Annotated in this window: 17 protein-coding genes; 3 read left to right on the plus strand and 14 right to left on the minus strand. The window is 63.9% G+C overall.

From position 1 onward, the window contains the following. Nucleotides 1–6: 6 nt before the first annotated feature. From AB4074_RS04325 to AB4074_RS04370, 10 genes are all read right to left on the minus strand, one after another. Nucleotides 7–630, minus strand: coding sequence for a hypothetical protein (locus tag AB4074_RS04325; protein WP_441412260.1), 624 nt, complete (start codon nt 628–630; stop codon nt 7–9). Nucleotides 631–637: 7 nt separating this feature from the next. Then, nucleotides 638–1,510, minus strand: a complete 873-nt coding sequence (locus AB4074_RS04330) for a hypothetical protein (protein WP_441412261.1) — start codon at nt 1,508–1,510, stop codon at nt 638–640. Then, nucleotides 1,507–2,016: a hypothetical protein gene (locus AB4074_RS04335; RefSeq protein WP_441412262.1), complete on the minus strand. Its 510-nt coding sequence runs from the start codon at nt 2,014–2,016 to the stop codon at nt 1,507–1,509. Before AB4074_RS04335 ends, AB4074_RS04330 begins: the two co-directional genes overlap by 4 nt. 16 nt (nt 2,017–2,032) lie before the next feature. Beyond that, the gene (locus tag AB4074_RS04340) at nt 2,033–2,878 is read right to left on the minus strand and encodes a COG1470 family protein (protein WP_441412263.1); all 846 of its coding nucleotides are present in this window, start codon (nt 2,876–2,878) and stop codon (nt 2,033–2,035) included. Between the two features lie 88 nt (nt 2,879–2,966). Then, on the minus strand, nt 2,967–3,446 hold the full coding sequence (locus AB4074_RS04345; protein WP_441412264.1) for a hypothetical protein: 480 nt from the start codon (nt 3,444–3,446) through the stop codon (nt 2,967–2,969). A gap of 356 nt (nt 3,447–3,802) precedes the next feature. Further along, a complete protein-coding gene (locus tag AB4074_RS04350) occupies nt 3,803–4,027 on the minus strand; it encodes a hypothetical protein (protein ID WP_236816379.1) in 225 nt (74 codons plus the stop codon). Between the two features lie 52 nt (nt 4,028–4,079). Then, nucleotides 4,080–4,784, minus strand: a complete 705-nt coding sequence (gene deoC, locus AB4074_RS04355) for a deoxyribose-phosphate aldolase (RefSeq protein ID WP_441412265.1) — start codon at nt 4,782–4,784, stop codon at nt 4,080–4,082. 188 nt (nt 4,785–4,972) lie between these two features. Further along, nucleotides 4,973–5,854 carry an FAD-dependent oxidoreductase gene (locus AB4074_RS04360; protein WP_441412266.1) on the minus strand — a complete coding sequence of 294 codons (882 nt, stop codon included), beginning with the start codon at nt 5,852–5,854 and terminating at the stop codon, nt 4,973–4,975. A gap of 177 nt (nt 5,855–6,031) precedes the next feature. Then, nucleotides 6,032–6,979: an acetoacetate decarboxylase family protein gene (locus AB4074_RS04365; RefSeq protein ID WP_441412267.1), complete on the minus strand. Its 948-nt coding sequence runs from the start codon at nt 6,977–6,979 to the stop codon at nt 6,032–6,034. A gap of 74 nt (nt 6,980–7,053) precedes the next feature. Further along, on the minus strand, nt 7,054–8,064 hold the full coding sequence (locus AB4074_RS04370; RefSeq protein WP_441412268.1) for a LacI family DNA-binding transcriptional regulator: 1,011 nt from the start codon (nt 8,062–8,064) through the stop codon (nt 7,054–7,056). A 133-nt stretch (nt 8,065–8,197) separates the two neighbouring features. On the opposite strand from AB4074_RS04370, the gene AB4074_RS04375 reads away from it, so the two are divergent. Further along, nucleotides 8,198–9,667, plus strand: a complete 1,470-nt coding sequence (locus AB4074_RS04375) for a sugar porter family MFS transporter (RefSeq protein ID WP_441412269.1) — start codon at nt 8,198–8,200, stop codon at nt 9,665–9,667. Nucleotides 9,668–9,979: 312 nt separating this feature from the next. Next, nucleotides 9,980–13,150, plus strand: a complete 3,171-nt coding sequence (locus AB4074_RS04380) for a GH92 family glycosyl hydrolase (protein WP_441412270.1) — start codon at nt 9,980–9,982, stop codon at nt 13,148–13,150. Here AB4074_RS04380 and AB4074_RS04385 read toward each other — a convergent pair. From AB4074_RS04385 to nirB, 3 genes are read right to left on the minus strand one after another with little or no spacing between them, the layout of a single operon-like run. Beyond that, nucleotides 13,147–14,307 carry a uroporphyrinogen-III synthase gene (locus AB4074_RS04385; protein ID WP_441412271.1) on the minus strand — a complete coding sequence of 387 codons (1,161 nt, stop codon included), beginning with the start codon at nt 14,305–14,307 and terminating at the stop codon, nt 13,147–13,149. The genes AB4074_RS04380 and AB4074_RS04385 overlap by 4 nt on opposite strands. 10 nt (nt 14,308–14,317) lie before the next feature. Then, nucleotides 14,318–15,352 carry a uroporphyrinogen-III C-methyltransferase gene (cobA, locus tag AB4074_RS04390; RefSeq protein WP_441412272.1) on the minus strand — a complete coding sequence of 345 codons (1,035 nt, stop codon included), beginning with the start codon at nt 15,350–15,352 and terminating at the stop codon, nt 14,318–14,320. 13 nt (nt 15,353–15,365) lie between these two features. Then, nucleotides 15,366–17,993 (minus strand): nitrite reductase large subunit NirB, encoded by a 2,628-nt coding sequence (gene nirB, locus AB4074_RS04395; protein ID WP_441412273.1) that lies wholly within the window; start codon nt 17,991–17,993, stop codon nt 15,366–15,368. Between the two features lie 280 nt (nt 17,994–18,273). Here nirB and nirD point away from each other — a divergent pair, with 280 nt between their 5' ends. Continuing rightward, nucleotides 18,274–18,645, plus strand: coding sequence for a nitrite reductase small subunit NirD (nirD, locus tag AB4074_RS04400; protein ID WP_441412274.1), 372 nt, complete (start codon nt 18,274–18,276; stop codon nt 18,643–18,645). Here nirD and AB4074_RS04405 read toward each other — a convergent pair whose 3' ends face one another. Beyond that, nucleotides 18,646–20,394 carry a phospho-sugar mutase gene (locus AB4074_RS04405; protein ID WP_441412275.1) on the minus strand — a complete coding sequence of 583 codons (1,749 nt, stop codon included), beginning with the start codon at nt 20,392–20,394 and terminating at the stop codon, nt 18,646–18,648. Between the last annotated feature and the right edge of the window lie 100 nt (nt 20,395–20,494).

The following is a 20,494-nucleotide window of genomic DNA, read 5'->3' on the forward strand; positions in this document are numbered from 1 at the left end:
TGGAGCTCAGAATCTCGAGGCCATGCCGCCGGAGAAGCTCCCTGTCAGAGGGTTGCCCGCTTTGTCCGCAGCTCCTGACACCGGGGTGTAGACGGGATTTACCTTGTTGCTGGTAGATCCCGCTGTGCCTGAACGGATCCCCTTGAGGGTCATGACCAGTGTCCCGGATGTCCAGGTCATCGTGGACGAATCGAAGCTCAGGGGCGTCGTGCCGGTGTTATAGGCGCTGACGAGGTCCACGCTTCCAAACGACCAAGCCGAGCACGTGGCCGGACTGGCGAAAGTCAGCGCGTTTCCGAGGCTGATGCTGGCGGTGCCGCTTGCGGTCTGGGAAGAAGCGGACGAGGAATCCCAGCCACTGCACAGTGTGCGTGGGTCCATGTCTGCCGAAAAGGCGATGGTGAGCGTGTCTCCCGCGTCGGCTTCCTTTGAGTTTTGTGGGCCGCCGTTGGCCATGGTGACGGAACTGACCGTTGGGGCAGTCGTGTCGATGTTGACCGCTTGAGACTGGGATGTGACGTTGCCGGCGACATCCATGGCGGAGTAGGACACCGTGTGGGTGCCGTCGGCGCCGCTGACATTCACTGCCGCCGTGGCCGCGTTGACGGTGGATAGGGTGCCGTTGTCCACCTTGAAACTAATGGACGCGACCCCCGCCGATGTCCGTCGCGCTGAGGTTTACTGTCACCGAGCTGGTTCTGTTGTAGCCCAGGGAGTTTGGCGTTGGGGAGATTGAGGCCCCCACGACCGGATTAGTGGTGTCGATCTTGACCGTTTGAGTGTGGGAATCGCTGGGGTTCCCTGCGACGTCCGTGGCGGAGTAGAACACCGTATGGGTGCCGTCGCCGCCGCTGACGTTCACCGCCGCTGTGGCTGCGTTGACGGTGACTGGGGTGAGGCTGTCCACGTGGTAGGTAATGGATGCGACACCCGAACCGCCTGTATTGTCCACGGCGGCGAGGTTGACCGTGACCGTTCCGGCGCGGTTGAAGCCGGCACTGTTCGGCGCCGGGGAAACTGAACTCACGCTGATGGTGGGCGGAGTCGAATCAGTGTTGGCGCCTGCGCTCCGTGTGCTTTCCGCACCTGTCCACAAAGAGATAACTGGTGTGACTGTGTAGTACCACGTCCCGCCGGGCAGGTTTTGTTCTACGCAGCTGATGCCGGATACCGTACCGGCGCAGCCTCCTCCAGCGGCGATTTTGGTACCTCCGGAGGCAGACGAGTAGCGGGCCACGGTGTAGCCCGCCACTGCGCGTCCGCCCGCTGTGGTGGCGGCCGCCCAGCTGACCGTGACATTGGCGCCGCTCAATGACGCGGAAGGTGCGTTGCCTTGCGGCAATCTATCGGCCTTTGCTGCGCCGAAGTTGCTGCTGCTCAGCGATTGCCAGAAGGCGTTGGCGGCCGGGCCGCCCCAGGAAATGAACAGGACTGCCAATAGCGTCCAGGTCATGCGACGGCGAAGCGCATGCCTGTACCCGCGGCCTGCAGAGTGCTGGGGCTTGTTCATTTGCGGACCGCCATCGTCACTGGAAGGTGGAATACGGAGCCCTGGCAGCTGGATTGTGAAGCCGTCGACATCGATGCTGCGGCGGGCAGGGTGATCAGAACGGAAGTGTTCGCTGGTATGGACACAGTTGGAGTGAGAGGCGCGGCAGGAGCGTTAAACGTCACGCCCGTGGTGGTGCACGACGGGTGGGATGCATCCGCGGTGGCGGATCCGTTCGCGGTGAAACTGTACACCTGCACCGCGAAGGCATTCGGATTGCTTGCCCGGACGATCACGTCGGCGCTACTGCCGGGAACGAGTGTGGTTGCGGGGGTGTCTCCTGCCACGAAGGCGTCCACGATGACAGTCTGCATGGTGGCGCTGGCGGCCGAGCCGCTGCCGATCCCGATCGTGGACCAATAGGCGTAGGCCGATCCGACACCCAGCACCAGGCTGAGAACGGCAGCCGTCGCGGCTGCTTTGGCTGCCGCCAAGGAGCCGGCCTTCATCCACCTTTTCGCTTTCATGTCAGTTGCCCGCATTTCAATTGCCCTGTCCCGTTCCGGAGTAGGAAAGCTGGAGGGTTGCGCCTTTGCAACCGTCTTGGTTCAGCGAAGTGTCCAGCATTCTTATCGGTGGCCACCGAGCTGCCGGAATTCCGCTCCCGGAGAGCGAGGAATTGCCGGGCGGGGCAGAGATCGGATAACTGCCGCTGAATTGGGTCACTGTGTAGTCCGCAGGACTGCACGGCCGGTTGTTGGCCACGGCTTGGGCGGTCCGGGTGACTCCCGTGACGGAAACGGTAAGGCCCGTGACATTGAGGCTGGAATTGCCCGGATTCGTCAATTGAAGATTAATCGGTACAGCGCTGCCCGGTGCCAGCAAGCCTGTGGGGTCTCCTGAGATGGTGAACGGCTGGTGCTGGCCGGCGGTCACCGTCAAAGATACGACGACGACGGCGGACTGTAGCGTCCCACTGCTGCCCTTGAGGCTGAGGGAGTAGGTACCAAGAGGTGTGGCGGAAGTAGTGGACACGTCGAGGTTTGATGACCCGGATCCTGGACCGGCGGCGACGACTGCGGGCGAAAACGATGCGGTGGCACCTGCCGGCAGCCCCGAGATTGTCAGTGAGACGTTGCCAGCAAATCCGCCTGACGGCTGGACCACGACGTTGTAGCTTGCAGACGTTCCCTGGGTGACGGATCTGCTGGTTGGGGCAAGCTGCAAGGTAATGGCTTTGGGCGTGTTTTGGTTGCCATTGCCATTACTACTGGCGGCAAGCACGACGCCCGATGTGAGAGTCACCAAAAGGAGGCCTGCCAGAAGCACTTTGGCTCCCGCTCGGACGATGCGAAGCGGCGAGTGGAATAACTCCGGAATGCTCGGCACCTGGGCCTCCTCTAGGGTTCTGCGTGGTTTCTACTGCGATCGGACAGCACAAGCTGGTGGGCCCGCGATGGGCCCACCAGCTGGATGGCTAGTGGCTGGCGTAGGCGAAGTTGACGGTGACGTTTTTGCAAGCGTCCTGGTTGGTGGCCTTGTCGTTGAATGCGATCGTCGCACCGTGCCAGCTGTCCACATTCGTGCCGCTGGCTACTTCGTGGCCGACGGTCATTGTCGCGTTGGCGAGGGTGAAGTCGGTCGCGTCGCAGCCGACGGCAGCGACTCCGCCTTTGGTCACGCTCGCGATGCTCGCCGTCACATCTGCAACAAAAACCGGGCTCGTATTGATGTTGGTGAAATTGCCGCTAAGGGTCTGAGCGGGGCCGCCCGGCTCGAGACCGGTGACAACGCCAGTCTGGTTTACGGTGATGGTGGTGTTTGTTCCTGATGCTCCGGAACCGACACCGCTGCCGGTGTTGGTCCAGAACGCATATGCCGCTCCGCCGCTTGCTGCCACGAGGGCGAGTGTTGCTGCTGCCGCGTAGACTTTTCCTTTTTTGCTGAATTTGCGCATGAGTGAGACTCCTTTTTGAATTGGTGTTCCCCGGAACAGGCGACAGCGGCAATGAATTCGAAATTTCCAACCCTTGCTTCGATTGCCGATTCAATCGATGACCAAATGCTTGCATGGGCGGTCATTAACTAACAACGAGTGGTATTACCGTCTTTCGCAGTCAAAGCGAGTGGTAATACTTGGTTTCGATCACCACTTCTGACCGTCTTTGATGGGAAAACGACGGCGACACGCCCTATTTTGGGGCGTGTCGCCGTCGTCCGCGTTCAAAAGAGGTCAGAAGTGGTGGAGTCGCATTTAAACTGCTGTGGCCCCGGACTGGAAAGTCCGGGGCCACAGTTTTTGCGGTTGTTTTCTTAGCTTTCGCCAGCCGAGTTGGAGCGGCCGAGAATGGTCTGCGGGATCCAGAAGGCAAGGCCAAAGAGGACCAGGCAAATGGCCATCGGCCAGGTGTTCTCCAGCGTCAGGAAAGTCAAGGAGTAGATAGCACCGAGGAACAGGACCATGCTGAATACAAAGAGCAGAATGCTCTGGCCCATAGGGTTTTCTTTTTCGATGGGCTGGCTGGCGTTCTGGGACATGCTTTCCTCCTCGGCCCCGCGGGGCTCAAAAACTATGGCGGCTGCCGGAAACTCAGTACGCGGATGAACCTTGTTCACCTTTGACGATGGCAATTCCGGAGCTCGCACCGATACGTGTTGCACCAGCAGCAATCATAGCCTGTGCATCGGCCAGGGAACGTACTCCACCGGAGGCCTTGACGCCGAGATCCGGGCCCACTGTCTTGCGCATGAGGGCCACGTCTTCCACCGTGGCGCCGCCACCGTTGAAACCGGTTGAGGTCTTCACGAAGTCCGCCCCGGCCTCCACCGATGCCTCGCAAGCCAGGACCTTTTGCTCGTCATTCAGCAGGGCAGTCTCGATGATGACCTTCAGGATGGCGCCACCGGCGTGGACAGCCTCCGCTATGGTCGTGATGTCATCCACCAATGCGCCTTTGTCGCCGGCACGGGCCGCGGCGATGTTGATCACCATGTCGATTTCATCCGCACCGTCCAACACGGCGCCACGTGCTTCGAAAGCCTTGACGTCGCTGGGAGTGGCGCCGAGCGGAAAGCCGACAACCGAGCAGGTGAGCACTCCGGAACCCTTGAGTGCCTTCGTCACGGTCTTGACCCAAATCGGATTGACGCACACCGACTTGAACTTGTACTCGGCCGCCTCGGCACAGACTTGGCGCACTTCGGCTTCGCTGGCTTCCGGCTTGAGAAGAGTGTGGTCGATGTATGAAGCGATGCTTGCACTGTTGTCCAGTGCGCTGGAGGCTTCGTTGCTCATGGAGGTCCTTCCGTGGCGGGCCCGGTGTGCCGCAAGGGTCGCGGCTCGTCAAATGACCATCTTGCCACACTGCCCGGCTGCCGCGGAGGCTCCCTCAGCGGGGCTGGCGGGCCGGGTATCGGGCTCCGTGAGACTCCCTCCCCAGCCCACCCTCAGGCCCCCAGCCTCGCCTTGGACCCGCTATTCCCTCAGGCCGCGACGCCGGACCGCGCGTAATGGAGCCTGGCGTCTTCCTCAAGCCGGGCAGCGCAGTGTGCCGCGGCGGCATTCGAGGAGAAGACGAGCCCAAGGCGCATGCCGTCCCGCGAGGCGGCGTCCCCGATCGCCCAGATGCCCGGCACCGATGTGGAGAAATCGCGCCCCACCCTGATGCCGCCGTCGGGAGCTGTCTGCAGGCCCGCGCTTTCAGCGAGCCCATTGCGGGGGAGCCGTTCCTCGGCGAGCACCACAAGATCGCCGTTCATGCTGCTCCCGTCCTCGAAGACGATCCCGGTAGCAGGCAGGACTGAACCGGCGACGGAAGGCATGACGGCAGCTGGACGCAAAGTGGTTCGGATGGGGCGGACTCCGCGGGCGCGCAGCACGGCCTCGGCCTGGCCGGCCGCCGGACCGGTGCCAACCAGAATCCCCAGCGGACGACGGCCCAGGACCCTGGTGATGTCCTTGACCGCGGTGCCGATCTGCTCGGCGTCGTCGATGGTGGAGTAGTTGAGGCTGCATGCTGCGCCTTGGACCGGCGGGTGCATGGGGGACGAGCCGGTCGCAATCACCAGCTGATCGTAGGGGAACTCGAGGCCTTCGGTGGTGGTGACCGTGCGGGCCTGGACATCGATGAAGCTCGCGGCCTGGCCGAAACGCACGGAGACTTGGGGGAGGGTGGCTAGCTCCAGGAGGGCATCGGGGCACTCGTCGCGGTTGCTCAAGACGGTGATAGTGCCATGGAACACTGCCGTTCCGGGCTGTCGCGAAGTAGTGCTGCTGCCTGTCAGTCGACGGACCAGGGCCTGGGCTGCCGGCCCGGCTCCTGCGATGACGAGGTGGATGGTGCCTGCGGACGGGGTGATGGACATGGTGGGTCCCTTCGCTGAACTGAGCTGTGGTTGATGTGCCTGTGCCTAGCGTAGGCGGGGGGTTTTTCGGTGGTGTTTCCCTGTTGTTGCCATTTGGCGGTGGCCCGTTCCCTGATGGTTACCAGCCGGTAATGAGCTGGATCACACAGGCGCCGCCGCGGCGTCAATCCTGCACGCCTAGTGCGCTGTGAGGGAGCGGTCCGGAGGTGCCAGCCACTCCCTGCTCTGGCCAAGCCCGACTACGCTGTCCATCGTGCCTCCGCCGCGCAGGGCCGCCGCACCTGCTTCCGTGGTAGCCGTGAGGAACCACGCTTCGACGTGGTCGTCCAGGAGGCTATGAGCGTCGGGAAGCCAGGCGGTGAACACCGGCTTGGGTGCCACGTGGAGGGTTTTCAAGGGCGCGACGCCGGGAGCGTCGCCCAGGACGAGCCGCGCCTTGGCCTGCCCGCCGTAGGCGACGTTAGCGGTGCCCTCTACATAGCTGTCCGACTTCCAGAGCATTCCACGGAAGGCGCCGTAGTTGGCGACCGCGAGCCTCACCGGGAGCCCGACCGGAGCAGGCATTTCGATTTCGATATAGCAGCCCAGCCTTCCGTCCTGGTCGTACTGGGCTGAGACAGTGGCGTCCGTGACTACGAAGTCGAGGTTGGCCTGATGCTTGGGCATGCCCCAGACTCCCTTGCCGCACTTGACCGAGATTTCGGTGTTGACCGGCAGGTCCACCACGAACTGGCCAAGCCTGAACGACTTCTGGAAGAGGAGCGGCAGAAACGGCGGGACGGGCCGGCTGCCGTGGGTGATGGCAATGGCCAGGGAATATTCGATGTATGTGCCGATGTCCGTCGACGTGTGGTTGACCACCATGACCATCAGCAGGGCTTTGCCGCCGAGGCTGAAGGGTCGCATTTCCTTGCCTGGGAGCAGCCCAGCGGCGGCGCGTTTGTTGATGGGAAATGCCGCGATCAGCATGGGGGAGTCGTTCGACTTGAGCGGCATCACGTGATTGACGCCATCCGCTTTGGCGTACTGGCCGCCGAGTTTGATCTGGCGGCTTGGGACCGGGGAGGGGAGCAAGCTGTGGAGGGCCCTGTGCATCGCCGCGTGAAGCTGTGCGAAGTTTTTCATGGCCGTTCCTCCGGACCAAGAGCGAATCTACGGCCATGGTCCCACCGGGCCAGGCATCTGTCCATGACGCGGAATTAGCGCCTGGGCGCCGCCGTTGAGCTACGGACTACCAGCTCGGGCGTGAGGCGCTCGTCCGCGATGGGAGCCTCGGGATTGTTGAGCCGGTTCATTGCCACGGCTCCGGCGATGTTTCCCAGTTCTATTGCGTGGAGATCGACCGAGGTCAGGTCGATCCCGTGGAGCCGGCCGGTCCGTGAATTGTCGTAGCCCACCAGTGACAGGTCTCCGGGAATGGCCATGCCCCTCGCGTAGGCGGCTTCTCGTGCTGCCAATGCGAACTGGTCATTGTGGGTGAAGATGGCTGTCGGGCGGTCCGCGGAGTCAAGGATTTCAACTGCGGCACGCATTCCGGCATCTTGCATGAAGTCATCGGCCGGTACGGTCCGGGGAACCATTCCTGCGCCGCGCATTGTCTTCTCGTAGCTCCTTCGGCGGACCGTATGGCCGTCGTAGTCGGGTCCGGCCAGATGGGCGATCCGGGTGTGTCCAAGGCTGAGAAGGTGTTCGGTGGCGGCGCGGGCGCCGGCGTCGTCGTCCGAATACACGCTGTCGACGCCGGGTACGGGCCGCGCGACGCTGACGATCGGGACTATTTGTGCAAGTTCCTGCACCCGTTCGTCCGGGTCGAGCAGCGTTGCGGCGATGATGATCCCCACCCGCGCCTCAATCAGCGAGTCCACGGCTCCCGCGTCCACGCCGTCGATAAACTGGGAGACGCTGAGGATGAGCCGGTTGCGGGCTTGGGGGAGTGCCATCCTTACGCCGCTGAGGATATCGGCATAAACCTCGTTGTGGATGTCCATCAAATAGAGCCCGACGGCGGAGCGATGCTTGCGTGCAAGGTCGGCAGCGGCCGCGTTGGGCCGGTAACCGAGACGTTTTGCCGCGTCGAAGATTGCTTGCTTCGTCTCGCCGCTAACACCGGGAGCATCGCGGAAGGCGAAAGACACGAGCGTGCGGGAGACGCCGACTTCACGAGCCACATCGCTCTGTGTAGCGGGACGGAGCTGCCGGTCAAGACTCATGCCCTCATCTTCCCACGGCGAGGAAGTCTCAATTAAGTCATTTGTTAGATTGACCTTACATTTAAGTCTTTCGCGCGTTAGTCTGTTATTCAGAGCGGGTGTATGACCCGCATCACAAGACAAAGGAGTCCTGATGTCTGCTACGCAAAGCCACAGGGGAGTCAGTAGCGCAGTCGCGCTTCCTCCACTGAGCAACGGCCCGCATCGTAAGCGCCTTGGCCTGGTCGCACTGATTGCAACCTTCGGTGGCCTGCTGTTCGGTTATGACACTGGTGTCATCAATGGGGCGCTCCGGCCAATGACGGCCGAACTCGGCCTCACACCGTTCACCGAGGGCATCGTTGCCAGCTCACTCGTCTTCGCGGCGGCAATCGGTGCGCTTTCGGGCGGACGCATCTCCGACGGGTGGGGGCGCCGCAAGACGATCATTCTGCTAGCGGTGCTGTTCTTCGCCGGCACCTTGGTGTGCGTGTTCACGCCGAGCTTCGGGGTGCTCGTGGTCGGCCGCGTCCTGCTTGGTCTCGCCGTCGGTGGCGCTTCGGCAGTGGTCCCGGTGTTCCTGGCGGAGATGGCCCCGTATGAGATTCGCGGCTCCCTGGCGGGCCGCAACGAGCTCATGATCGTCGTCGGCCAGTTGGCGGCCTTCGTCGTCAACGCCATCATTGGCATCGTATGGGGCGACGTCCCCGGCGTCTGGCGCATCATGCTTGCGGTCTGCGCGTTGCCGGCGATCGCGCTGTTCTTCGGCATGCTCCGCGTGCCTGAGTCGCCGCGCTGGCTCGTCGAGAAGGGCCGGCACGATGAGGCCCTCGAGGTACTGCGGTCCGTCCGCTCCGAGGACCGTGCGCTCGCGGAGCTCGGCGAGGTCGAGAACGTCGCCAAGGAGGAGCGGGAAAGCCAGCAGATCGGCTGGCGTGCGGTCTTCAGCAACAAGAACCTGTTCCGCATTCTGCTCGTTGGCATCGGCCTGGGCGTCGCCCAACAGCTGACCGGGATCAACTCGATCATGTACTACGGCCAGACGGTGCTCGTCGAGTCGGGCTTCAACGAGAGCGGCGCGCTCATCGCGAACATCGCGCCCGGTGTGATCGCGGTGGTCGGCGGCGTCATCGCGTTGACTTTGATGGACCGGATCGACCGTCGCAAGACCTTCATCCTCGGGCTCACTCTGACCACCAGCTGCCACCTGCTGATCGGGTTCGCCTCAATGATGCTGCCCGTGGGCAACCCGATCCGCCCGTACGTGATCCTCTTCCTGGTGGTTGCCTTCGTCGGGTCCATGCAGACATTCCTGAACGTCGCGGTGTGGGTCTACCTGTCGGAGGTCTTCCCGCTGCACATGCGCGGCTTCGGCACCGGCGTCTCGATCTTCTTCCTCTGGGTCGTGAACGGTTTTCTTTCGCTGTTCTTCCCGTCGCTGGTCGCGGGGGTCGGGATCACCGGCACATTCTTCCTCTTCGCCGTCGTCGGGGCGCTGGCCCTGGTCTTCGTCGTCAAGCAGGTCCCCGAAACCCGTGGCCGCACCCTGGAAGCACTCGAGGAAGACGTCACCACCGGTGCCATCTATCTCGTTCATAAGAACCAGGGCTCGGTCGGTTCGTAGCCCAGCGGTGAGGGACTGGCGCGGCAGCTTGCTCTGGCGGTAGCGACGTTCGATGACGTTCCTGTTCTGACCGCACGAGGCGACGCCGTGGGCGCCGAGCAGGTTGTGAAGAACCTGTTCGGCGCCCACGGCTGCCGTCAGCGCTTAATGATCGCGCCAACAACGCCTGTCTGCGGGTGCGGAGCGGATTCGACGGCGGGCCATCAGACGGCCGGCGTGCCGGAGCACGATTGACGCCACATGGATACTGGGATATCGTCGCATGGAAACGTTTCCATGCCCTTTCTGGCTATGTCAAGGAGGACACAGCAAATGAAGATCCGTATCCTGGCGAGACGGGCCAGACGCCTGAAGGCGCACGCAGCGGCATCCCTTGCGATCGCCCTCGTGGCGGGGCTGATCGGCCCGGCCTTTGTGGCGCAGCCAGCCTTTGCGGCCGAACCTATCGCCAACCCCGCAGCGTCCGTCAACACCTTCATTGGCACCAAGGACGAAGGGAACACCTTCCCGGGTGCGTCGGCGCCGTTCGGCATGGCCCAGGTGAGTCCGACTGGCAAACATTTCGCGGGCTGGCAATATGACGACACGACGGTTCGGGGCTTCGGTCATTCCTACCTCTCGGGCGCCGGATGCTGGGAACAGGGCGGTCTGCTTTCCGTGCTCCCCACGACCGGCGAGGTCGGCCCCGGCAAATCGTTCGACACCTCCAACGGGCGCACCTTCGACCACACCCGATATGCCGCGACCCTCACCCACGACGGCGAGATCGGTACCGCCGGCTACTACAAGACCAGGCTCACCTCCTCCGGTGGAATCGACGTCGAAGCCACCGCATCCACCCGCGTCGGGGTGCAGCGATACACATTCCCCGCGACCGGCAACGCCAATGTGTTCCTCAACACCGGTCAGGCCAATCAAACTCTCAAGGTGAAGAACTCCTCGATCACAATCGTCGGCGACCGCACCCTCGTGAGCGAGATCCGCGTGCAGGGATTCTGCTCGGGGAAGGACTTCGAGTACACCACCTGGTTCGCTACGAGGTTCGACCGGCCCTTCGCGTCCTCGGGAACCTGGAATGAGACCGGCGGCATCCCGGGGTCGACCGCTCAGCCATCCGGCGCCGGGCAGAAGGGCGCCTGGGTGAGTTTCGACACCAGCGAGAACCGCACAGTTCAGCTCTCGACCGGACTCTCCTTCACCGGTATGGCCGGCGCCATCGCCAACCTCGTTAAGGAGGGACTCGATGACAGCGGAGCCGTCATCCCTTTCGACGCCGTTAAGGATGCGACGGTCGCGGGGTGGAACACCGAACTCAAGAAAGCCTCTACCTACGGAGGCACCGCCAACGACAATGTCACCTTCTACACCGCGCTGTACCACGCTTTCCTCCAGCCCATCACTTCGACAGACGTTGACGGCCGTTACCGCGGCTTCGACGACAAGAACCATGTGGCGGACGGCTGGACCTATTACCAGTGGTTCTCGCTGTGGGACACCTACCGCTCACAGAATCAGCTGCTTGCGATGTTGCAGCCGGAACGCGCGCGGGATATGGCCAGGAGCGTTCTGACGATTCAGCAGCAGGGCGGCTGGCTGCCGCGCTGGGCGTACGCGAACTATGAAGCCAATGTCATGACGGGCGACCCTGTCTCACCGTTCCTGGCCGACCTCTGGCGCTACGGCGCGGTGACCGGTGGTGTGACGCTCGCCGCCGAGGACACCCGGTCCGGCCGGGCGGTCGAACTCGACGAGAAGCTCCTGCTCAGCGCGCTGCTGGAGAACGTCGATACTGCGCCTCCCGCCGCGAGCCAGTTCGCCGGGCGCTCCGCCATAGCCGACTACATCGCGAAAGGCTATGTTCCGCACGCCCCCGGAGCGCCGAAGAAGGGCATGGACACCGACGAACATCACGGCGGCTCGGCGACCCTAGAGTACGCGGTGGGCGACTGCGCGGTCTCGCTCGTCGCCGGACGGCTCGGCGACAGTGCCTCGGCCCAGCGTCTCGCCGCTCGTGCGGGCAACTGGAAGAACGTGTGGAGCGCGGCGGCGACCGAGACGGGGTACACAGGCTTCCCCCGCGCGAAGAACGCCGACGGCAGCTGGGGCGCCGCCGCCGGGGGATTCCAGGAAGGAACGGCGTGGCAATACCAGTGGCTTGCCTGGCAGGATGCGGACGGACTCGCGGACGCCATCGGCGGAGTCGATCAGACCATCAGCCGCCTCGACAAATTCTTCGACATTGGACGCGTCTTCACCGATCCGGCCGGCGCCGCGAGGGGATCCTGGGTCACCGGAGCGCTTGACTACAACCGGATCGAGTACAACCCGAACAACGAACCGAACCTGCACGCCGCGTGGATGTACAACTTCTATGGGGAACCTGCGAAGGCGTCGGCGGTGAACCGGGCGGCCCAGACGCTTTTCACCAACAAGCCGAATGGTGTCACCGGAAACGACGATCTCGGAACCATGTCGGCTTGGTACGCCTTCTCGGCGCTCGGCATGTATCCATCGGTCCCTGGCTCCGGTGATCTGCTGCTGCACGCTCCACGCTTTCCGCGGCTGGACCTCGACGTCGGCGACAAGACTCTGACCATCAAGGCAGACGGCGCCGACGGATCGAAACTGCAGTACATTGACGGCGTCTCGTTCAACGGCACTCCACAAAGTGCGAGTTACACCAACTGGGATCGGCTGAAGGAGGGCGGAACGCTCGAGGTGACGCTCACCGCCGACGCGTCCACGACCTGGGGAGAGGCCAGCGCCGACCGTCCGAAGGCTCCGTGTTCGCCGGTTGTCGACAAGGTTGCGCCAACGGTGCGGTTGAACACGGCACCGGCGACTCCGGCATCCGGCTGGCACACCGTCGGGGTCACCGTTTCGGTCGCCGCGGATGACAACGGCTCGCGGACGCCAAGCGTCGAGACTCGTCTCGACGGCGGTGAGTGGCAGCCATACACCACGGAGATCCTCTTCGCGGCGGAGGGCGTTCATACTCTCGAGGCGCGCGCGATCGACAAAGCCGGCAACATCTCGGAGATCGCACGTGCGCGTGTGGCAATCGACATGACCGCCCCCGTGACCACAGCTCAATCACCCGCCGCCGATGCGAAGGTCACAACGGCCAAGCTCGTGTTCGATGCGGAGGACGCCCTCTCCGGCGTTGCATCCACCGAATATCGAATCGGCGAAGGGGAATGGAAGCCAGCGCCCGCGGACGGGGTGAAGTTCGACAAGGCCGGAAGTCATTCGATCTCGTACCGCTCGACGGACCTCGCAGGCAATGTGGAAGTGGCGCGATCGCTGATCGTGACCGTCCGAGACGGCGGTACCGATCCCGTGGTCACGACGACCTTCACTAGGGACGGCAGCCTTGCCACGACAGGATTCGGCATGGCCGGGCTGGGGCTGCTCGCTACGCTGCTCGTGCTCGCCGGAACCGCAATCGCGATCGTTATCCGGCGCCGTCGAGCGAGATCCTAGACGCGGAGCCGGTAACCCCGTTTGACCACGGTTTCCACGAGCTTTCCGTCCGGGAGCGAGGACCTCAATCGGCTGACCGTCATGTCCAGGGCATGGACCGAGCCACGCAATTCCAGAAGATCGGAAAGCGCCTCTCGGGACAACACCGCGCCCCCGGCTCCCAAAAGCGCCCGCAGCAGGAGCAGCGGAGCCGGGGCCAGTTCCACCACGGAACCATCGATCCTCAAGCAGCGGCCGCGCAGCTCGATGTTCCCTGCGGGAGTGTCGAGCCGGCGCACATGGTTCAGGGCCAGATGTTCGGTGACGAGCCGGATGAGCGCACCCATGCGGTAGCGGTCCGGGATGAGGGGGGCAAGCCCGGCGTCGATCAGCGGCTGTGCAGTGACGGGCCCGACGGCGGCGACCGTCACCTGGGTCTTGAGGGCCTCGATCAGCTGGCGGTACATGCCCATTTCGTGGGCAGTGCTCCACATGGCGTCTACGGCCGGTGCGCTCGTAAAGGTGAGTACGTCCAAGTCTCCACTGCAGGCGGCTTCGATCAGGCGCGGCAGCTTGTCTTCGCCGTCGGGCTTTACCCAGCGGTAGGGGGTGACGGTGAGGACCGTTGCCCCGGACATGCGGAGGCGCTCCAACTGGCGCACATCGGTGTAGCCGTGCAATTGCACGGCGACGGTCTTGCCGCGGACGCCTTCCTGAAGGAGCATGTCCACCAGTGTGGCGGTGGTTTCGTCACTGCTGATCCCGACGTCGGCAAGGCCCGCCGCGCGGACCGCACCACGGGCTTTTGGCCCCCGCACGAACATGCGACAGGCAGCCAGGACGTCGAGAAGTTGCTCGCCGATGCCGAAGGAGTCCGCAGCCTCGCACCAGCGCCGCATGCCGTAGGCCGTGGTGGCGATGCAGATATCGGGTTTGGCCGCGATGATCGTTTTCGTGTCCTCGATGAGCGTGACGTCTTCCTGGACCGGCGCGATCTTCAAAGCCGGAGCGTGCAACACGGAAGCGCCGCGCCGTTCAAGCGCCTCAATCAAGTCACGTGAACGCCTGTGTGAAGTCACTCCGATGCGGAAACCGTCAAGCGGCGCATCGTCGGTTGGTACGGGGGTGGCCAACGGCGAGCCTGCATCGATGGAGTCTAGGGCATTCAACGTAGTCATGTGTGTTCTTTCAGGCTTCAAGGAGGGAAGCTGCGAGGAGGTCGAGGTCTGCGGTGGCTTCGGTGTGATTGCGGTTGGCTTCGGCAACCCGGACCACTTCGCCGATGACCAGGACGGCCGGGTTGGTGCAGCCTGCGGCCGCGGTTTCAATGGTGCCGAGTTCGGCGATCGTAGTGCGTTGTCCGGGGCGGTAACCGCGCTCGACGACGGCCATGGGCATTGCCGGGTCCATCCCGGCCCGGCGGAGCCCGGCGGCGAGCTGCGGGAGGGTCCCGATGCCCATGAGGACCACGATGGTCCCGCCGAGCCCGGCCAGGTGCGTGTGCTCCTTCTCCGTCAGAGGTGCGTGGCCCGAGACAACCGTGAACATGTGGCTGACCTCGCGGTGCGTGACGGGAATGCCCGCGGCCGCCGGGACAGAGATGGCACTCGTGACGCCCGAGATGACGCGGACGGGGATGCCCGCCCGCACACAGGCGCTGACTTCTTCGCCGCCGCGGCCGAACACATAAGGATCACCGCCCTTGAGCCGGACCACATTCTTCCCGGTCAGGGCGGCTTCGACCATGAGTTTTTCGATGTCGCATTGGGCTACCTTGTGGTGCCCGGGGCGCTTGCCGACGTCCACCATTTGCGCGGACGTCAGTTGCGCCAGTTCCGCGTAGGGGGCGAGCCGGTCGTAGAAGACGACGTCGGCGTCCCGCAGCGCGTTGACCGCGCCGATGGTCAACAGATCGAGCGCGCCGGGGCCGCCGCCGACCAAGGTGACGTGGCCTGACTCGCCTGCCGGCGGTTCGCTGGCGACCGGGATCCCCGTTTTCCGGCAGCGTTCGAGCAGGGGTTCCCAGCCGGGCTGGCCGTCGTCGACGGCCGCGACCAGAAAGGGGCGTTCGGGCAGCGGGCCGTCAGCGTCGGCTCCGTCGGGGGTGCTGAGCCGATGGACGACGGCGCCGGCGGCTTCGTAGCGCCGGACGGCCTGCCGCGCGGCGTGAGCGGAGCCTATGACCAGAACGTCGCGGCCTGTGAGGTCGATGGTGAGCTGCATGGCTTCTTGCTCCTTAGTCCTGGCCGCGAACGGGGATCGTGCTGGCGATGAGGACGCCGCCTTTTTCCTCGTTGGTCGCGGGGCGGATCTGGCCGCGTTCGGGGACGAAGGTGATGGCTTCGTCTTTCTGGTCGGGGGCGTTGACGAAGGAGCGGAAGCGGCGAAGGCGTTCTGGGTCTTTGAGTGTTTCGGCCCATTCGTCCTGGTAGGTGTCGATGTGGCGGGCCATGGCGGTTTCGAGGTCGTTGGCGATGCCGAGGGAGTCGTGGATGATGACGTCTTCGATGTGTTTGAGGCCGCCCTCGAGCTCCTCCTGCCAGCGGGCGGTGCGCTGGAGCCGGTCCGCGGTGCGGATGTAGTACATGAGGTAGCGGTCGATGTATTTGATGAGGGTATCGTCGTCCAGGTCCTGGGCGAGGAGTTGCGCGTGGGCGGGCAGGAAACCGCCGTTGCCGCCTACGTAGAGGTTCCAGCCTTTGTCGGTGGCGATGACGCCGACGTCCTTGCCGCGCGCTTCGGCGCATTCGCGGGCGCAGCCGGAGACGCCCATTTTGAGTTTGTGCGGGCTGCGCAGGCCGCGGTAGCGCATTTCCAGGTTGATGGCCATGGCGACGGAGTCCTGGACGCCGAAGCGGCACCAGGTGGAGCCCACGCAGGATTTCACGGTGCGCAGGCTCTTGCCGTACGCCTGCCCGGATTCGAAGCCGGCCTCGACGAGTTCCTTCCAGATCTCCGGGAGTTGTTCGAGGCGGGCACCGAACATGTCGATGCGCTGGCCGCCGGTGATTTTCGTGTAGAGACCGTACTTCTCCGCGACGCGGGCGATCACGCCCAGGCCCTGCGGGGTGATTTCGCCGCCTGCGATGCGAGGGACCACGGAGTAGGTGCCGTCTTTTTGCATGTTGGCCAGGGCTCGGTCGTTGGTGTCCTGCAGGGTGCCGCGCCCGGCGCCCAGGACGTATTCGCTGTTCTGGCTGGCAAGGATGGAGGCGATGGTCGGTTTGCAGATGTCGCAACCCGCTCCGGTGCCGTATTTGGCCAGGATCTCCTCGAAGGAATCCAGTTCCAGGACGCGGATCGCGTCGAAAAGTTCCTGGCGGGAGAGGCTGAAGTGCTCGCACAACGCCTTGGAGACTTCGATGCCGGACTTCTTCAGCTCCCCTTCGAGGAGCTTCTTGAGCATCGGCACGCAGGAGCCGCACTGGGTGCCGGCCCGCGAGCACGTCTTCAGTTCGCCGAGTTCCCGGACGGGGTTGTTGCCGTCGCAGGAGCCGCAGCCGTTGATCGCGTCGCGGATGGAGCCGGCAGGGACGTTGTTGCAGGAGCACAGGATCGCGTCATCGGGCAGTTCGGTGTCGGGGGCCTCCCCGCCGCCCGCGGCGGTGAGGTAGGCGCCCGGTTCTGCGGGGAGCTCCCGGCCGAGCATGGGGCGCAGGCTCATGTAGGGGGTGGCGTCGCCGACGAAGATGCCGCCGAGCAGGGTCTTGGCGTCGTCGGTGGTGACGATCTTCTGGTACACGCCCCGGGCGGGGTCGGCGTAGACGATTTCCAGCGAGTGTTCGGTTGTGGCGAAGGCATCGCCGAAGCTGGCGACGTCCACGCCGGAGAGCTTGAGCTTGGTGGCCGTGTCGAAACCGGGGAAGGTCGCTTGTCCGCCGTGCAGGCGGTCGGCCACGATCTCGGCCATCGTGTTCGCCGGTGCTACGAGCCCCAGGCACATGCCCTCGAAGTTCGCGACTTCACCGATGGCCCAAATGCCGGGGACCGGGGTGGCGCAGTGGTCGTTGATGACCACGCCGCCCTTCTTGCCGAGTTCGAACAGCTGTTCTTTGCCAGCGGTGGGGTCTTGAGCGGCGCGGAACAGTTCATCGCGGGGGCGGATGCCGATCGACGCGATGACCATGTCGGCGGGAATGATGCGCCCGTCTTTCATGAGGACGCCGGTGACCTGGCCGTCGTCGTCTGACAATACTTCGGCGGGGTAGGTTCCCGTAAGAACTTCGAGTCCCTTGGCAGTGACCAGCCGGCCCAATGCCTGGCCGGCGCCCTCATCAAGCTGGGCGTTCATGAGCCAGCGCGAACCGTTGATGACGGTGGCCTGCGCGCCCAACTCCATGGTGCCCGCCGCTGCTTCCAGACCGAGGAGGCCACCGCCGATCGTCACGGTCTTGACGGTCCGGCCGAGCTTATCCGTGAGTTCGGCGATGGCCTTGTTGATGGCCCAGACGTCGTCGAGCGTGCGGTAGACATGGGCGAGCTCACCGCCGGGGAAGGGGAGTTCCGCCGCGTCCGAACCGGTGGCCACCACCAAGTGGTCGTAGTCGTAAGTGTTGCCGGCCGCGGTTTCCACGGACTTGGCTTCGGGGTTGATCTTGATTACCCGCTCGCCAGTGCGCAGATCCAGCGCCTCGTGGTCCCACATGGACATGTCGCCCAGTGTGAGGTCATAGTCCACATCGGTCAGGGCCTTGCTCAACGTGACCCGGTCATAGGGAAGATGCGCTTCCTCGGTCAGGACCGTGACGTGCCAGCCCTCGAGACCGCGGGTATGCATCGCATCGGCAAAACGGTGGGCGGCAGGGCCTCCGCCGGCGACAACAATACGGCGCAGGTTTTCTGGGGTGGAAGTGTGTCCGGTCACTGGTGGCCTTTCGCATACGCCGCAGAACGTGCTCCGCAACTTGTCACTTCAGACTACGGACGGGCAGTTTCTCTTCAGTTTCCCTTTTGTTTCGTGGTCTTAACTTCTGGGTCACGATTGGATGTCGGGACGTGTGAGGTCTCTTTTACGCACCGGACACATTGACTGCGTTCCGGTGAAACACTCCCCGCCTACCTTGAAGGTATGGCCGCTCGGTGGCCAACGCCTGAAAGGAACGGGCAGCATTTGTCCGGCCGCAGGCATAGCGAGAGGGGTTGACATGACCGTCATTCTGGAACGGGAAGAACAACTGATGGGCGCGCCGACCGCGTCCGGCTGGCACCGCGTATGCCCCTTGGACGAACTTGAGCCAGCTTGGGGCGAGGCAGCTTTGATCGACGGCGTGCAGGTGGCGCTCTTCCGCGTCGACGCCGACAATGTCTACGCAGTCGCCCAGCAGGACCCTGCAACCTTGGCCAACGTCATGGCCCGCGGCATCACCGGTTCCCGGGGATCACGCCCCACCATCGCCTCGCCGTTGCACAAAGAGGTCTACGATCTGCAGACCGGTGAGTGCTATTCCAACCCCGGGCTGCGGCTTCCGGCATTCAGGACCCGCATGGTTGACGGCTTCATCGAAGTCGAACTCTAACTAGAGCCCCAGCGCTTCGCGGACGTCCGCGAGTATGTGGTCCAAAGTGGTCCGCGCGGCGTGGCGGGTTTCTGCGAGTTCCGCCGCGGAACCGACCGATTTGATGACCTCCAGGTAGCACTTGAGCTTTGGCTCGGTGCCGCTGGGTCGGATGATGACGCGGCTGAGGTCCTTGGTCAGGTAGAGGAGGCCGTCCGTAGGCGGAAGTTGTTCGCTTCCCTCGGCCAAATCCACAAAGGTCTCGATGGCGGAGCCGCCAAAGGACTCCGGCGGATCGGCCCGGAGCCGGTTCATCATGGCGTCCAGCAAACCAAGGTCCGCCACCCGGATGCTGAGCTGGTCACTCGCATGCAGGCCGTGCACCAGGTAGATCTCGTCCAAGGTGTCGAAGATCGTCTTTCCTTCGGCCTTGGCAGCCGCCGCCAGTTCTGCGATGAGCAAGGATGCGGAAATACCATCCTTGTCCCTGACAAGTTCGGGCGCCACGCAGTAGCCCAGGGCTTCCTCATAGCCGTACACAAGTCCCGGTACCCGGGAAATCCACTTGAATCCCGTCAGCGTTTCCTCATGGGCGAATCCAGCCGCCGCCGCGATGCGGGAGAGCAGCCGCGACGAGACGATTGAATTGGCAAAAACGCCCCGGCTCGCGTCGCCTTGCCGGGCATCCGCGGCGTGCCGGGCCACGACGTGTGCCCCAAGCAGGGCGCCTACTTCGTCGCCCCGCAACATCCGCCAAGCACCCGTATCAGGGTCCTTTGCCGCTACAGCCGCGCGGTCGGCGTCGGGGTCGTTGGCCAGCACGATGTCGGCATCCAAGCGCGCCGCTGCCGCCAAAGCCAGATCCAGCGCGCCGGGCTCTTCCGGGTTGGGGAAACTGACCGTGGGAAAGTCCGGGTCCGGTGCTGCTTGCTCTTCGACGAGCGAGACGTCCGTGAAGCCGGCCGCGCTGAGAACCGAGACCGCGGTTTCACCGCCCACGCCATGCATAGGGGTCAAAACGATCTTCAGCTCACGGGCCGGGAAATTCTCGACGTCGGCCAAGCCAGCCATCGCGGCCTCATACTCGCCAGTGATGGAATCGGGCAGCTCAGTCCAGCCGGATTCAGCCAGTTCAATTGAGTCCAAGGGGCCCACGGCTTCGATGCTTGCGGCGATCTGCGAATCGTAAGGTGCCACGATCTGGGATCCACGGCCGCTTTCCTCTACGGCCCGGCCGCCGAGGTACACCTTGTAACCGTTGTCCTGCGGAGGGTTATGGCTCGCTGTGACCATGACGCCGCCGTCGCAATCAAGGGAACGGACCGCGTAAGCCAGCAGTGGGGTGGGAAGCGCTGAAGGCATCAGGAAGGTGTCGATCCCGGCGGCCGTGAAGATGGCAGCAGACTCCAGGGCGAAGACATCCGAGTTGTGCCTCGCGTCATAGCCGACGACGGCGCGCGGCCGCGTTCCGGGGGAAGCGGCCTCAACGGCATCCTTGAGGAAGGACGCCAAACCTGCCGCTGCCCGCCGCACCACCACGCGGTTCATCCTGTTGGGACCGGGACCGAGGGCTGCCCGGAGTCCCGCGGTACCGAACTGCAGTGTTCCACTGAAGCTGTCTTCAAGCTGTTGACGGGCTGCAGCGACGCCGCTGGAGGCGAGTCCGGTCAGCTCGGACAGGGCTGCCGCAGTGATGGGGTCCGGGTCCTGGGCAGCCCATTCGCGGGCGTCGGATATCAGCTTTTCAAATTCGGCATCGCTCGATGTCATAGGGATAAAGCTATCGTCAAAGAGAATGAATGCCGAGGTCACGGGCTATGTCAGCCGTCACAGTATGGACACCCCAACCCAACTGGCTCGCATTAGTTGT

Origin of the sequence: Arthrobacter sp. 2MCAF14 (assembly GCF_052115645.1) — a bacterium.
Taxonomy (GTDB): domain Bacteria; phylum Actinomycetota; class Actinomycetes; order Actinomycetales; family Micrococcaceae; genus Arthrobacter.